Annotated in this window: 15 protein-coding genes; 10 read left to right on the top strand and 5 right to left on the bottom strand. The window is 42.7% G+C overall.

Annotated features, from left to right (window positions below; translation table 11 throughout):
- Positions 1–348 precede the first annotated feature (348 nt).
- Positions 349–1,101, top strand: a complete 753-nt coding sequence (locus VUI23_RS00925) for a PRC-barrel domain containing protein (RefSeq protein ID WP_342806276.1) — start codon at positions 349–351, stop codon at positions 1,099–1,101.
- Between the two features lie 87 nt (positions 1,102–1,188).
- Here the strand turns inward: VUI23_RS00925 and VUI23_RS00920 are convergent, their stop codons facing one another.
- From VUI23_RS00920 to VUI23_RS00905, 4 genes are all read right to left on the bottom strand, one after another.
- A complete protein-coding gene (locus tag VUI23_RS00920) occupies positions 1,189–1,911 on the bottom strand; it encodes a Crp/Fnr family transcriptional regulator (protein WP_342806274.1) in 723 nt (240 codons plus the stop codon).
- Between the two features lie 333 nt (positions 1,912–2,244).
- A complete protein-coding gene (catA, locus tag VUI23_RS00915; RefSeq protein WP_342806272.1) occupies positions 2,245–3,180 on the bottom strand; it encodes a catechol 1,2-dioxygenase in 936 nt (311 codons plus the stop codon).
- A gap of 31 nt (positions 3,181–3,211) precedes the next feature.
- Entirely contained in the window at positions 3,212–3,490 is a 279-nt protein-coding gene (catC, locus tag VUI23_RS00910) for a muconolactone Delta-isomerase (RefSeq protein ID WP_216049230.1), read from the bottom strand.
- A 15-nt stretch (positions 3,491–3,505) separates the two neighbouring features.
- Positions 3,506–4,621: a muconate/chloromuconate family cycloisomerase gene (locus VUI23_RS00905; RefSeq protein WP_303500030.1), complete on the bottom strand. Its 1,116-nt coding sequence runs from the start codon at positions 4,619–4,621 to the stop codon at positions 3,506–3,508.
- A gap of 99 nt (positions 4,622–4,720) precedes the next feature.
- On the opposite strand from VUI23_RS00905, the gene VUI23_RS00900 reads away from it, so the two are divergent.
- On the top strand, positions 4,721–5,623 hold the full coding sequence (locus VUI23_RS00900) for a LysR family transcriptional regulator (protein WP_252729292.1): 903 nt from the start codon (positions 4,721–4,723) through the stop codon (positions 5,621–5,623).
- Between the two features lie 40 nt (positions 5,624–5,663).
- On the opposite strand, the gene VUI23_RS00895 is transcribed toward VUI23_RS00900, so the two are convergent.
- Positions 5,664–6,443 (bottom strand): IclR family transcriptional regulator C-terminal domain-containing protein, encoded by a 780-nt coding sequence (locus tag VUI23_RS00895; RefSeq protein WP_342806270.1) that lies wholly within the window; start codon positions 6,441–6,443, stop codon positions 5,664–5,666.
- Positions 6,444–6,635: 192 nt separating this feature from the next.
- On the opposite strand from VUI23_RS00895, the gene VUI23_RS00890 reads away from it, so the two are divergent.
- The 8 genes from VUI23_RS00890 (at position 6,636) to VUI23_RS00855 (ending at position 15,740) form a co-directional block, all read left to right on the top strand.
- The gene (locus VUI23_RS00890) at positions 6,636–7,451 is read left to right on the top strand and encodes a CoA-transferase (RefSeq protein WP_342806268.1); all 816 of its coding nucleotides are present in this window, start codon (positions 6,636–6,638) and stop codon (positions 7,449–7,451) included.
- 1 nt (position 7,452) lies between these two features.
- Positions 7,453–8,271, top strand: a complete 819-nt coding sequence (locus VUI23_RS00885; RefSeq protein ID WP_342806266.1) for a CoA-transferase subunit beta — start codon at positions 7,453–7,455, stop codon at positions 8,269–8,271.
- A complete protein-coding gene (gene pcaF, locus VUI23_RS00880; RefSeq protein WP_342806264.1) occupies positions 8,271–9,473 on the top strand; it encodes a 3-oxoadipyl-CoA thiolase in 1,203 nt (400 codons plus the stop codon). The genes VUI23_RS00885 and pcaF overlap by 1 nt, the downstream gene beginning before the upstream one ends.
- 8 nt (positions 9,474–9,481) lie before the next feature.
- On the top strand, positions 9,482–10,258 hold the full coding sequence (locus VUI23_RS00875) for an alpha/beta fold hydrolase (RefSeq protein ID WP_342806262.1): 777 nt from the start codon (positions 9,482–9,484) through the stop codon (positions 10,256–10,258).
- Between the two features lie 137 nt (positions 10,259–10,395).
- Positions 10,396–12,558 carry an ammonia-forming cytochrome c nitrite reductase subunit c552 gene (locus VUI23_RS00870; protein ID WP_342806260.1) on the top strand — a complete coding sequence of 721 codons (2,163 nt, stop codon included), beginning with the start codon at positions 10,396–10,398 and terminating at the stop codon, positions 12,556–12,558.
- A 210-nt stretch (positions 12,559–12,768) separates the two neighbouring features.
- Positions 12,769–14,259, top strand: a complete 1,491-nt coding sequence (locus VUI23_RS00865) for a CoA-acylating methylmalonate-semialdehyde dehydrogenase (protein WP_216049407.1) — start codon at positions 12,769–12,771, stop codon at positions 14,257–14,259.
- Between the two features lie 40 nt (positions 14,260–14,299).
- Positions 14,300–15,187 carry a 3-hydroxyisobutyrate dehydrogenase gene (gene mmsB / locus VUI23_RS00860; protein ID WP_342806259.1) on the top strand — a complete coding sequence of 296 codons (888 nt, stop codon included), beginning with the start codon at positions 14,300–14,302 and terminating at the stop codon, positions 15,185–15,187.
- A 121-nt stretch (positions 15,188–15,308) separates the two neighbouring features.
- Positions 15,309–15,740: a hotdog fold thioesterase gene (locus tag VUI23_RS00855; RefSeq protein WP_216049259.1), complete on the top strand. Its 432-nt coding sequence runs from the start codon at positions 15,309–15,311 to the stop codon at positions 15,738–15,740.

Raw genomic sequence — 15,740 nt, 5'->3', positions numbered from 1 at the left:
CTAGCGCTTAATAGTAAAGGGATAACTAATGACAGTCTGTTCGATAGCGCACGGATTGGCAGTTGATAGATAAGCCTTGTTCAGAACCAAAGGTGTTTCAAGTTGATAAGTTTAAATCAGTGTCTTAACGAATGTTACGCTATAGTTCTACGCTCATTAGCGAACGGCGAGGTGAGTGCCAGAGTGTTATGTTTTGTGAAATTTTAAACCGATTGTTTCGAGGTTTTGCAATCAGCGAATAACAATACCGATAGCTGGCGTAGTAGATGTTCCTCTTCTAAGCTCTAAGTGAACAACTGAATTTATAATAGTTATAAATTGGAACAAAAATACGAATAGGAAAATTTTATGTATGCAGGCCTACGGGATATTAAACGATTCACCATAGCCGCGACTGATGGTGATATAGGTGTGAGTCAAGATTTTCTATTTGATGACCGCTCATGGACAGTCAGATATATGTACGCAGACACCCATAAATGGTTACCTTTGGGTGAGAAAGTACTGATCAGCCCGATTTCTCTCCGTGATATTGACGTTGCAGCAGAGAAGATTCATGTAAAACTTACCATGCAAGAGGTCAAAGACAGTCCGTCAATAGATGAACACCAGACGGTATCACGTGCATACGAAGCGCTATTATTTAAGTACTTCGGTTATGGTTATTACTGGACGGGTCCTGGCGTCTGGGGAGATTATGCTCATCCAACGGCCTTAGCAAAAAGTCCCCAAGCAGATATGCAAGATTTCGAAAAGATTACTGATGATTCGATAGACGACAATCATTTACGTTCTATCGATGAATTGCAAGGTTATGGGATTAAAGCAAAAGACGACACTTTTGGGCAGATATACGACCTAATATTAGATACCGACAATTGGGTTATTCAATTCATTGTGATAGACACGCATGATCTGTGGCCTGGTGGTAGAAAAGTGTTAATAGCGCCTAAACACATTGATTCCATAAATTGGATGGAACACGCTGTCAATTGCCACCTCAGTGTTGAGGTCATCAAGCATTGCCCTGAATTTGACTCAGAGTTGCTTAATGACAACACTTATCAAGACAAAATTAAGCAACAGTTAGCTACAACATAGCTTGAAAAATCCATTAAGCAGACGCTAACTCTAGATTCATCTATCGGTCTAAACATCGCCAACTTAACTTGCATGGTTGAGGTTAAACTATCCGTTGTCTGGAAGCGGAAAATTTTGTTGATAAGCTTTAATAGCCGCGCTGTAGCATCCACAAGATGCCTGTTTGAGGCCGTTTCTTGACAATACTCTGATATGCCCACGGCTATAACTGATAAGCCCTTGCTGCTGCATGATCCCTGCTGCGATAGTAACAGCACTGCGACGCACACCTAACATGCTTGCCAAAAACTGATGAGTGAGCTGAAGATGATCGCTATGGGCACGGTCTTGGGTCATCAACAACCAGCGGGCTAGACGTTGTTGCACCTCATGAAAACTATTGCATGCACCGGTTTGTGCCAGTTGCTGGATTAACACGTAGAGGTATCTAAACAATAATTTTTGCAACGGAAGGCAGCTTTTAAGATATTGACGAAACATGACAGCATTAATCCTTAACGCACTGCCCGTTCCCTGCACAATAGCTTGCAAAGGTGCATTATTATTGCGCAACGCCATGGTTGCACCTAACATCCCCTCATTGCCTATTACCCCCATTTCTAAAGGTGGTTCATCTAAAATAATGGTCAATAGTGAAATGAATCCACTGATTGGGAAATAGACATATTTTGGCGGTTTATCAACTACATTTAGCACCTGCCCAAATACTAAGTCGACCGGTGTACTATGGGTTTGGAACCAGTAACGCTGTTGTTCCGACAGACAATCTATCAAATGATTGGTGATTGGGATGGTTGAGGATGCAGTCAAAAGAAGCTCCAAAGAATAACACTCTGTTCAACAAGGCGGCTGCTATGTTGTTTCCTCCCTAAACTGACCTTTTAATGGACGCTAGTCTGTGCGATACAGCACTCAGCCGCAAATCAATAAATACAGAGCTCCCCTTTGCATCAATCAATGTGAAATAAAGCAGATTAGTTAGAAGAGGAGATTAACGAGCAACTAGTCGTTTAATAAAAGGCATATAGGTTAAAGCATCTACAAAAAATATAAAAAAAGAGCCCAAATGGGCTCAATGCGTTTACATTCCGAGGCTTTAGTAACCTTCTTTTTGTAAACTTTTTGCATCACCAAAGAATAAACTTATGCTTGTTCTAAGGATACTCGGGCACGAGGATGGGCTTGCTGGATTGATTCTTCAGTGGTTTTAACAAGTTCGATGTTAAATTCAACATCTAGGTATTCTTTGGCAAAACCATGTTCACTAATAAGTTTGGCATCATTAACCGGATTTGCATCAACAACCAGTTCGTCACGTGTGGCGAAAGCGAAGTCGTCATAGGTGTATTCATCACCGGCTAAATTAATTTGCGAGGTAAGGTGTTTAAAGTTAGGTTTAGATACAAAGTAATGAATGTGAGCAGGTCTGTTGCCGTGGCGACCTAAGTTTTCAAGCACTTTCATGGTAGATCCGCCTGGAGGGCATCCGTATCCACTTGGCACGATTGAGCGCACAACATATTTCCCATCTTTGTCGGTACGAATTCTGCGACGCAAGTTAAATTCACTTTGGCTTGGATCAAAATATGAATAAGCGCCCTTCGTATCTGCATGCCAGATATCGACCATTGCATCGGCGATTGGGTTTCCTTCTTCATCGGTAACACGACCATGTAGCAACATTTCTTGGCCTGGTGTTTTACCATCATCCATTTTTTCGCCTTGTTGGATAATAGGTGCACCTTCTACGTAAAGTGGCCCTTCAATTGTGCGAGGAGTACCACCAGCGATGCCTGCTAACTCATCTTTTGCATCTTCGCGAATATCTAAATAGTGGTCGAATCCAAGACCTGGCGCTAACAATACCGCTTCTTTGTTTGTACCTAACTCATTTAAGTAATTAGCGCCTTGCCAAAACTCTTCTGGAGTAATGTCCAAGTCTTCTATCATTTGATAAATGTCTGATAAAAACCTATGCATTATGGTTTTAAAACGCGGGTTTCCGCCTTCTTTATCTAGTCCAGCCGCTTTTTTTAGTAGGGTTTGTACTGCTTCTGTTTGCATTGTTTTAACGCTCATAAAAATCTCCAAGTACGCTAATTGATTATGATTAATGAATGGAAGAAGGGTGATCACACAAAGGAGTCACGGTCATTTCCATATAGGGATATAAAGGAAGCCCCATCAAAATCTCATGGAGATGCGCATTATCTTTTACTTCAAAAATACTCACATTGGCATATTGCCCTACAACGCGCCAAAGGTGCTTCCAAATACCTTGCTGCTGAAGCTGCTCGGCATATTTCTTTTCTGTTGCTTTTATTTCGTCAAATTGCTCTTTAGGCATATCTTTTGGTGGAATTACGGTCATATTTACTTGAAATAACATATTTTTATCCTCGCGTTACTTACGCATGTAGTGAGTAAATTTATCTTCATCAATCTCAAGTCCCAATCCTGGAAGCGTAGGAATTTCAACACCGAAATCACGATACTGAAGTGGGTTTTTGATAAAATCGTCTTTTAAAAGCAAAGGGCCAAACATTTCTGTGCCAAATTGCATATTAGGGATGGTCGACCATGCGTGTAAGGCGGCGGCTGTGCCTATTGAGCCTTCCAACAGGGTTCCACCGTAAACATCGATTCCAGCAGCGGTACACAAAGTAGCAACATCGAGTGCGCCTTTAAGCCCGCCTGCTTTTGCAATTTTGAGTGCCACTGAGCCAGCAAAGCCCTGCTTGGCAAGAATGTAGGCGTCTTGTTTGTCTGCAATAGATTCATCGGCAAGAATCGGAATATTAAATTTTTCGGATAATCGCACTAAAGTGGCAAAATCTTTAGCCGGTGTCGGTTGCTCAACTAAATCAATGCCTGCATCTTGTAGCGCTGCCATACCTTTTACCGCGGTCACTTCGTTCCACGCCTGATTCACGTCCACGCGAATACTGATGTTACTGCCAAGAGCTTTTTTCACGGCTATGACGTGCTCAATATCTGCTTCGAGTGCTCTAGCACCAATTTTCATCTTAAAGTGGCAATGCCTTTTTTGCGCAATCATTGCTTTGGCTTCTTCGATATCTTTTTCAGTATTTCCAGAGGCCAATACCCAAAGACAGTCCACTTTATCGTGACAAGCACCACCTAATAAATCAGAAACAGGAACACCTAACTGCTTGCCTTTCAAATCCAACAAAGCGGTCTCTACTGCTGATTTAGCAATGTAATTTCCGCGGATAGATTGATTCAGCATTTGCATCAGCACATTGATATTGCTTGCTGGCTGATTGATAATGAGTGGCGAAAAATATTTGTCGATATTCGTTTGAATACTTTCGGGGCTTTCAGGTCCATAAGCTAAACCACCAATAGTAGTACCTTCACCTATACCTTCTAAACCGTTATTATCACGGATGCGTACAATCACCATTGATTGTACTGACATCGAGGTCATCGACAGTTTGTGTGGTCTAATTGTCGGAATATCGACAATAAAAGTATTGATACTTGCAATCTTGCTCATGTTAATCGTCTGTTACCATGTAGTTAAAGTTTATTTAATTTAAATGCTATTTTGAGTGCTTACCAATATTGAATTGGTTGCGAGCAATACCTTGGAGGTATGATGGAACTAAGGCATCTACGCTATTTCTGTGCGGTAGCTGAGGAGTTAAACTTAACCAACGCGGCTAAAAAACTCTTCATCGCTCAGCCACCTTTAACCAGACAAATCAAACAGTTAGAGGAGGAGATCGGTGTCACTTTGTTTAACCGCCATCCACGTGGATTAACTTTGACGCCGGCCGGCCAATACTTTTGGCAACATGCTAAACAAATCCTATCTAAGGTATCGGTAACCATAGAAGATACACGTCGAGTGGCCGAAAGTGGCAAAATTGTTTTTGGTATTGGATTTGTACCATCGGTTTTTTATGGTCAATTTCCGACCATGGTTAGAAGGTTAAGGCAGAACAACACAGCTGAAATTATATTGTACGAATTAAAAACCCGTGACCAATTAGACGCACTCAAAACCGGCAAAATTGATATCGGTTTAGGACGCATCTATATAAACGATCCAGAAATTGAACAGACAACCTTGTTACAAGAGCCGATGTTAGTGGCACTGCATAAAGAACACCCGTTGGCATCAAAAACCATCACCATGGCTGAATTAGCAAAGTTACCTATGATCCTATATCCAGCTGGTCAAAGCCCGACATTTGCCGACATTTGTATTGATTTATTCTCTCGTAACGGATTGAACGTACGTATTGCACAACAGGTAAATGATATTCAAACGGCGTTGGCATTGGTGGCCTCAGAAATGGGCTTTGCGCTTGTGCCTGAACAAGTTAAACGCATGACGAGAGATGATGTAGTGCTGGTGCAACTAGAAGATAAATCCATAACTAGCCCTGTCATTTGCAGCCGACGAAAAGAGCCCTATAGCGAAATAATGCAAGCTGCGACACAAATACTGGATGAATTAGTTGAGAATCAAAAAAACGGTCGGTATTCGTAAGCAGTATTAGATTTAGGCCATAATAAACAATTCAAACCAGCTATTTAGCATGCGCAGAAATCTGTTTAGCGGCATCTTTTAACACCAGTGAATATTCGTTAATAAGCTTTTCGATACTGACTCGCAGAGAATTGGTGCTTATATTGGCCGCCCCAAGTAGTTTTCCATGATAATCAAACACGGGAATGGCGAGGGATCGTAGACCTAATTCCAATTCTTGGTCAACCACACAAAACCCGTCCTGTTTGACCTCTTTCAGCATGTTCAAAAAGTCTTTTTTATCCACAATACTGGTTTCTGTATGCTGATAAAGTTCGGCCGTCTGCAGCCACGCTTTCTGTTGGGTTTCAGACAATTGAGCAAGCAACACTCTGCCCATCGACGTATAAGCTGCCGGTAATCTAGTACCTGGGGTTAAATTAATCGCCATTAATCGGTGGGCAGCCGACGACCTAACCAAATATATGATTTCTTGGTTGTCGAGTATCGACAAAGAACAAGACTCGCCCAGCTCAGTTGTGACTGATTGCAAGTAATGTTGCACGACATCGAGATGGTCATTGGTGGCATTAAATGCGTAACCAAGGCGCAATACTTTAGGTGTCAGCATAAACTGACGCCCATCTTTGGCGATGTATCCTAACGCATGTAGAGTTAATAGAAGCCTACGAGCTTTCGCCCTGTCCATACCTGTGATTTGCGCGACTTCAGACAGTGTCATTTTTTTATGCTGCACATCAAAAGAGCCTAAGACTTCAAGCCCCGAAGCTAACGCACCCACATAATCCCGATGATCTACTGATATTTTTTCTTCATTCACGTTAAAGCGCCCTTCATTCTCTTCATTAAGCTATTTGTCATTCTATCTAATCCAAAGAATTAAAACCTTTTTTATCAACTTCGTAATCATTTTTAATGCTTTTTAGCACGGTTATGACTTGACGATTAACACAGTGTACATTACATTGTTCGTATAATGAATATATGTTTGTAATGCGAACAAGAGGAAAGAATGGCAATTTTCAATTCACTGCAACAAGTAATATCTGAATCTGTAAGCGATGGTGATACCGTTGCATTGGAGGGTTTCACACACCTTATTCCATTTGCAGCAGGACATGAGATTATTCGCCAGCAAAAACGTAATTTAACCCTAATAAGAATGACCCCAGACTTAATCTATGATCAATTAGTGGGTGCAGGTTGTGCAAAAAAACTAATTTTTTCATGGGGTGGAAACCCAGGTGTCGGATCATTACACCGTTTACGAGATGCATTTCAAAATGATTACCCCAATGCCTTAGAGTCTATTGAACATAGCCATGCAGCTATGGCCAATGCATATGAAGCAGGCGCTGCGGGTCTACCTATGGCTGTTTTTCGAGGCTATATCGGCAGTGAATTACCCGATGTCAATGAATCCATATCTTCCGTGGAATGTCCATTCACCGGTGAAAAACTAGCCTGTGTTCCGGCTATAAAACCGGATGTAGGTATCATCCATGCGCAGAAAGCAGATAGGCATGGCAATGTCTTAATTGAAGGGATTATCGGTGTACAAAAAGAGGTCGTACTGAGTTCAAAGTGCAGTATTGTTACCGTTGAAGAAATAGTTGATGACCTCAACGCTGGACCAAACTCATGTGTGTTACCAGCATGGGCGATTGATCATATTGCAGTTGTACCTAAGGGCGCTCACCCTTCCTACGCCCATGGCTACTACCAACGTGATAATCAATATTATCTCGATTGGGATGCAATCAGTAGAGATAGAGAACGTTTTAAGCAATGGTTACAAGACGAAATTCTGCAAACAGGAGCAAACTAACATGACTGCTAATTACACCCCTGCTGAAATGATGACAGTGACCGCAGCCCGTGCATTGTCAAATAATATGACCTGTTTTGTAGGCATTGGTTTACCTAGTGAAGCTGCCAATGTGGCACGCATGACACATGCGCCAGATATTACCTTAATTTATGAATCAGGCACGATTCAAACTAAACCTGAAATTTTGCCCTTATCTATTGGTGATGGTGAACTGTGTGAATCTGCATTAACCACAGTATCTGTGCCTGAAATGTTTAGATACTGGTTACAAGGCGGTCACATTGATGTGGGATTTTTAGGCACTGCGCAAATTGATAAATATGCAAATTTGAATACTACCGTAATCGCGGCAAATGATGGTACGACATCGAAACTAGGGAAAACAAGTTACGCCAACCCTAAAGTTCGTTTACCAGGAGGCGGCGGCGCACCAGAGATCTCAACGAATGCAAAAGAAGTCTTTATTACCGTAAAACACTCTACTCGTACTTTTGTAGAGCAGGTAGATTTTGTCACTACTGTAGGCTTTGGTCGCGATGGAAAGGTACGAGAACAACATCCGCAAATAGGCAAAGGCCCAACTGTTGTAATCACCGACTTATGTATTCTCAAACCAGATCCTAACACTAAAGAATTAGTGGTAGTTAGCCTGCATCCAGGTGTATCTAAAGAGCAGGTTATTAACGCCACCGGATGGCCGATTAAGTTTTCGGAAGCGCTCACCACCACCCCGTCACCGAATGAACAAGAGCTGGATGTTCTGCGTCAATTGAAAGAAAAAACCGAACGCGCTCACAGCGCTCAAGGAGAAGTGTAATGTCCGTTTTTATTTGCTCTCCTAAACGCTCAGCGATTGGTCGATACGGTGGCGCGTTGGCAAATGTCAGACCCGACGATATGTTAGCGCAAGTAATTAAAGCCGTGCTTGCCGACATGCCTAAATTAGATACCTCACAGATTGATGATGCAATATTTGGCTGTGCTAATCAGGCTGGGGAAGACAATCGAAATGTTGCTCGCATGTCTACGCTACTAGCAGGATTACCCGTTGAAGTACCGGCAACAACCATTAACCGCTTGTGCGGTTCGGGTATGGATGCAATAGGTACTGCGTTTAGAGCCATCGCAAGTGCTGAGGCTGAGATCTATCTTGCAGGCGGTGTTGAGTCGATGTCTCGAGCGCCATATGTAATGGGTAAACCAAGCGCTGCGTTCGATCGCGCACAAACAATGCAAGACACTACTATGGGTTGGCGGTTTATCAATCCCCAGCTTAACAAACTGTATGGCACTGAAACCATGCCGCAAACGGCTGAAAATGTTGCAGAACGCTATAAGATTTCGCGGGCCGATCAAGACCTTTTTGCATATAATTCACAGCAAAAAGCCCAGCGGGCGAAAGTTGCAGGTTGTTTTGCTAAAGAAATTACACCTATTAGCTATCAACCTAGACGCGGTGACGCCGTGCAAATTACCGAAGATGAGCATTTACGTCCAGAGACCACATTAGAAGCGCTAGCAAAATTAAAAACACCATTTCGAGAAAATGGAAGTGTCACAGCGGGCAACGCGTCGGGAATAAACGACGGGGCTGCAGCCATGATTGTTGCTAGTGAATCAGCGGTAAATAGCTATGATTTACAACCTGTAGCTCGGGTAATCGGGATGGCCACTGCAGGGGTCGAACCAGCATATATGGGTATAGGCCCGGTAAACGCGGTCAAAAAATTACTGTCCAGAACTAAAATCAAGCTGCAAGATATTGCGATTATCGAACTAAATGAAGCCTTTGCTGCACAAGGACTAGCATGTATCCGAGAACTCGGATTAGAAGACGACGATGAGCGAATTAATCCTTATGGTGGCGCAATTGCTTTGGGGCACCCATTAGGGATGTCAGGGGCTCGCTTAGTACAAACAGCAGCTTTTCAATTACAGCAAAGTCAACAAAAGTATGCGTTGTGTACAATGTGTATTGGTGTAGGCCAAGGCATCGCAATGTTAATTGAACGAGCATAGGTTAAATTATGAAAAATATAGATACTTCCACACATTTTGAGACTTTAGGCTCTGCTACAAAACCACCAATGGTCTTAGCGCATCCTCTGGGGATGAACCTTGATGCTTGGGATCAAGTTGCCCAAGCAATGGCCAACGATTTCTATGTACTCAGGTGGGATTTGCCTGGTCACGGAAAAAGTCAGCCTATCGCTAAAGATGCAGCCCCTCTTGGTGAGCTTGATTTGGTTACTCAACTGCTTAACCTGTGTGATGCATTAGATATTAGTCAATTTCATTACGTTGGAACCTCAATTGGTGGCACCATCGGGCAACAACTTGCAATATTCCACCCTACTCGCTTGCTCAGTCTCACATTAACCAATACAGGTGCTAAAATTGGTACGCCTGAGGCTTGGCTAGAGCGCAAAAAAACAGTACTAGAAGTTGGTCTGCAACAAATGAGCGCCGACATTGTGGCCAGATGGTTTAGCCCCACATCAACACAACGAGATCCAAATTTAGCAAAACATTGGCAACAAAGTTTAGCTGCTACTGATGATTTTTCTTATGCAGCCCTTTGTGAGTGGCTTGGAAAAAGAGATCAAGCCAGTAAGCTTCATTCACTTGATATACCGCAAAACTTCATTGCCGGTAAAGACGATGTTGCCACCCCACCAGATCTAGTCCGAGCGTTGGCAAAGATAATGGGCGTTAGTGACATTATTGAGCTTGAAAATGTAGGCCATGTACCATCTGTTGAAGTACCGGATAAAATCCGCAATATTCTGAATAAGTTGATTTAACTCAGTTACCAAACAGGAGCTATAAATACATACAAAATCATGTACTTTGTGGATTTAAGTGTGATGTTTTTTGTTAAAAAATAAGGTTATACTAGCCACGTTTTTTCACACTAAATTCATAAAATAGAGAAAATTGCATGAAATTTCTGTCCCTATTTATAGCGTTTTTTCTATTCACCAGCAGCAACAATGTGAGCGCTGCTGCTGAGGTAAAAGACTGTGTCGGCTGCCATCAGCAAGCAGTGTCAGATTGGCAACAATCAGACCATGCGAAGGCGATGGCAATTGCCGACAAACATAGTGTGTTGGGCGACTTTTCTGGCGTTGAAACAGAGCATTATTCACAGCACGCCAAATTTTATACAAAAAATGATACTTATCGAATTAGCTTTACTGAAAACTCAAGCACTCATGACTATGAAGTAAAATACACCTTTGGCCATTATCCGCTGCAACAATACCTTATCGAAAAAGAAGGTGGTCGATTACAAGTTTTCCCCTTTGCTTGGGATTCAAGAACAAAACAAAATGGTGGCCAGCGTTGGTACCCCATTTATCCTGAAGAAGACATTAAACCCAATGACCGCTTGCATTGGCAGCAACCTTTGCAAAATTGGAACGGTATGTGCGCCGACTGTCATTCAGACGGACTTAAACGCAATTACAACGTAGCCGAAGATAGTTTCGATACACATTGGGACAATATCAATGTGGGTTGTCAATCTTGTCATGGTGAGATGACTGAACATCCAAAAACAAACGCCAGGCAAACCACAAGCACTAAGTCACTGTTAAATAAAGAAGAACAACGGGAGTTTGGCAATTGGTTACGGGGTAAAGAGGATAAAGTAGCTCATTGGCAAGGCCCTCCTCGCGATAATAAATTTATGGATAGCTGTTTTGCTTGCCACTCTTTACGTGCCCCGCTTACTGATGGAATCAACCCTGAAACAGCATTTTTGGACCAATTTTCGCCCACGCTGTTATCGCCTCCTTTGTATCATGCCGATGGACATATCAAAGAAGAGGTTTATGTATACGGCTCATTTTTGCAAAGTAAAATGTTTGCCGCTGGGGTCAATTGTCTTGACTGCCACAACCAACACAGTATGAAAATTAAAGTGCAAGGCAACGGTTTGTGTCTGCAATGTCACAGTCCTCAAGAATACCAGCAGCCTGAACATATTCGTCACCCGATGGACTCCGCTGGCGCACAATGCGTTAATTGTCATATGCCAGAAACCACTTACATGGGTGTAGATGATCGACGTGACCACAGTTTAACCATTCCTCGTCCAGATTTGTCGGTAACCTATGGAACGCCGAATGCTTGTAATCAATGCCATCAAGACCAGTCTGCGCAGTGGGCAGCTAAAAATGTGCAACAATGGCACGGTAAACCTAAATCGTTACCTCAAGGGGAACAGGCTTATATCGACCTGATGCATCAGGGCTACCTTCCGTTGCAAGCACACTTTGCATTAATTAACGACGAACAACTGAGTGTGATAAAACGCGCCAGCGCCATCTCTATGTTACCTAATTCAGTTCAACAGTTGAGCGACGCAGACATTCAACAATGGGTAAGCTCAGAGCATGATTTGATTCGCTTGGCCACTGCCAGAATAGGCCAATTACTGCCACCAGCAGAACGTTTAAAAAGCTATCAAACACTGCTCAGCGATCAATATAAAGCGGTACGCGTTTTTGCGGCCAGTAACCTAATTAACTTGGGCTTCGAAGCAACCCCAGTTTTCAAACAAGCATTAGACGCTTTACTTAGCAGCAATGAATTAACCCAGTGGCGCGGTGAAGGGAACCTTAACCAAAGCCAAGTGTATATGAAACTTCAACAAAACCAGCAAGCGATAGATGCACTTTTACATGGAATTGAAGTCGATCCTTACTTTGATATCAATTACGTTAATTTGGTGGATATTTATCGTGCATCACAACAAACCGATAAAGTTGCACAAACCCTTCAACAAGGGCTAACAGCCAATCCTAAATCAGCAGTATTACACTACGCGCAAGGTTTGCATTTAATTCGTCAGCAACAAAAATTGCAGTCTATAAAGTCATTTAAACAGGCTATAAAATGGGACTCGCAAAATGTTCAATACGCTTATGTTTACTTTATTGCATTAGATAGCGTTGACCAAACAAAACGCGCGGTCAGTGAACTGAAAAAAGTCATTAAACAGTACAATAATGCACCTCAATTGATTGAACTTGGCATTAATTTTTCTAGAAAAATCGGTGACCAAGGATCGTTCAATTTTTTCCAAAGGTTAAACTAACAAATTAACTTTCACTGACCGAGCAAGGCGATATTGCCAGTTTATGGGCAAATCGCCATCGGCGTGAGCGCAACAAAACTGCTAACAATCCCTCATTTATGATCGCAAGATAGTCCATAATGTTCACAAGATTATCAATCTTCTAGTTCGGCCAGATATGCTAATCTTAAAGTATTGATACGATACTTGAGAATTGTTATGTCCGAACAAATACACAAAGTGCCATTGCTAATTAATGGTGAGCTAGTCCAAAGTAAAACCCAACACTGGTTGGATGTTACCAACCCAGCCGACCAACAAGTGATTGCTCAAGTCCCTCTCGCCACCTCGCAAGAAGTCGAAGATGCAGTGAACGCAGCCAAAGCAGCGTTTGAAACTTGGAAAGATGTGCCAGTTGGTGACAGAGCGCGACTCATGTTGCGTTACCAAGCTTTACTTAAAGAGCATCATGATGAACTTGCCAGCTTACTGGCTAAAGAAACCGGAAAAACCTTTGCTGATGCCAAAGGGGATGTATGGCGGGGTATCGAAGTTGTTGAACATGCCTGCAATATCGCCTCATTGAGTATGGGTGAGATTCTTGAAAACGTAGCTAACAAGATTGACTGTTACAGCATCACGCAACCTTTAGGTGTTTGCGTCGGTATTACCCCCTTTAATTTTCCAGCGATGATCCCGTTGTGGATGTTCCCCATGGCAATTGCCTGCGGTAACACATTTGTACTTAAACCGTCAGAACAAGATCCACTCACGCCTATGCGATTGGCGGCACTATTTAAACAAGCAGGTGCACCTGACGGCTTATTACAAGTTGTGCACGGTGGAAAAGATGCTGTTAATCAATTATTGGAACATAAAGATACACCGGCGATTTCCTTTGTAGGCTCAGTGGCTGTGGGTGAACATATTTACCGTACCGGTACCGACCACCTAAAACGAGTACAAGCCTTTGCTGGCGCTAAGAATCACATGGTCGTCATGCCTGATGCATCAAAAAACCAAGTTATTAATGGTATTGCTGGAGCTTCAGTTGGCGCTGCCGGACAACGTTGTATGGCGATTTCGGTAGTCGTGTTGGTAGGTGAAACAAAGCAATGGATTGGTGAAATGCGTGATGCATTGGCGAAGGTCAAACCTGGTGTTTGGGATGATCCTGAAGCCGGTTATGGTCCTTTGATCAATCCACAAGCGAAACAACGGGTGTTGAAGCTCATTCAAGAAGGCAAAGATGCGGGGGCAACCTGTTTACTCGATGGTAGTGACTATCAAGTTGCTGGATATCCCGATGGTAATTGGGTTGGTCCAACGATGTTCACCGATGTCACTCGCGACATGTCAATTTACCAACAAGAGATATTTGGTCCGGTATTGATTGTATTGGAAGTGGACACCTTAGAAGAAGCCATTAACCTAATTAATGAAAACCCTTATGGCAATGGCACCTCCATTTATACCTCTTCTGGCGCAGTTGCTCGTAAATATCAACACGAGATAAAGGTCGGACAGGTGGGTATCAATGTCCCAGTCCCTGTGCCGCTCCCGATGTTTTCGTTTACTGGTTGGCGAAAATCGTTCTACGGTGATCAACACGCTTATGGTAAGCAAGCCGTGAAGTTTTATACTGAGACAAAAACCATCACAGCAAGATGGTTCGACGATGATATTGATACCGGTGTAAATACCACTATTGAATTGAAATGATTTTTCACCGTTTAACGTTATATTAGTAAGGGACAAAGTCATGGCCGTTATTGGTTTTATAGGTTTAGGTAATATGGGTGGTCCAATGGCCATCAATTTAGTTAACGCTGGTCACACTGTTAAAGTATTCGATTTATCTTCTGAGGCGATTAAACATGTCGTAACAAAAGGTGGTTTAGCCGCAAGCAGTGCGGTTGAGGCGGCTCAAGAGTCAGATGTAGTGATCTCAATGTTGCCTTCTGGGAAGCATGTTGAAGGGCTTTACGTATCGTCATCGCAACCATTGTTTGATGTGGTTAAAAAAGACGTCTTAATCATTGATTCATCAACGATTGATGCAGCAACTGCAAAACGTGTATGTGAAATTGCCGAGCAGCGCGGATTAAGCTTTGTTGACGCTCCAGTTTCTGGTGGTGTGGCTGGCGCAGTGGCAGGTACCTTAGCGTTTATGGTTGGCGCGACAGATGCACAATTTGCCCAAGCTAAACCGATTTTATTGAACATGGGTCAAAACATCTTTCATGCAGGCGCTAGTGGCGCAGGTCAAATCGCAAAATGTTGTAATAACATGTTGCTGTCAGTACTAATGGCAGGCACTGCGGAAGCACTTAATATGGGCGTAAAAAATGGCCTAGATCCCGCAGTGTTATCGCAAATAATGTTACAAAGCTCTGGCAATAATTGGGCGTTACAAAAATATAATCCTTATCCCAATGTGATGGAAGGAGTGCCTTCGTCTAACGGATATCAAGGAGGCTTCCAGGTTGATTTGATGTACAAAGATTTAGGCTTGGCGATGGACATTAGCCATCAAAGTGGCTCACCAGCGCCCATGGGTTCGCAAGCAAAATCACTGTATTCGATGCACAAGTCAAAAGGCAATGGAGCTCTGGACTTTTCCAGCATAATGCAATTATATCAAGACTAATAAAACCAGTTTATTCAAATACATACGGCTAAAAATAGTCCGTTATAAGTGACACTAATTTGACCGTCACTAGGCTAGTATGATGGAATTTATGTTTTGTGATGATTATTGAGGTAAAGCAATGAGTATCTGGTTTGCAAAACCACAGGTTGAAGATCTAAATCAAATGTTAGCCAAAGGTCAGATTAATCGCTCACTTGGGCTGGAAGTAACGGAAGTGGGTGACGACTTTATACGTGGAACTATGCCAGCGGATGAACGCACTTTTCAGCCATACGGTGTAGTCCATGGAGGCGCAAATGTGGTACTTGCAGAAACCTTAGGAAGCATAGCTGGTTACTACTGTGTCGACACAAGCTTATTTCAAGTGTTTGGTCAGGAAGTCAATGCCAGTCATATACGTTCGGTATCCTCAGGTTTAGTAACGGCAACAGTTAGACCTATTCACTTAGGTTCTCGCTCACAAATCTGGGAAATTCGCTTAGAGAACGATCAAGGTAAACTTAGTTGTTTGTCGAAATTGACGACTGCGGTAGTTCCAATAAGACGTTAA

The organism is Alteromonas sp. M12, from assembly GCF_037478005.1.
GTDB lineage: Bacteria > Pseudomonadota > Gammaproteobacteria > Enterobacterales > Alteromonadaceae > Aliiglaciecola > Aliiglaciecola lipolytica_A.
Note: the sequence above shows the minus strand (reverse complement) of the source record. Positions and strands in the feature narration are given on the sequence as shown.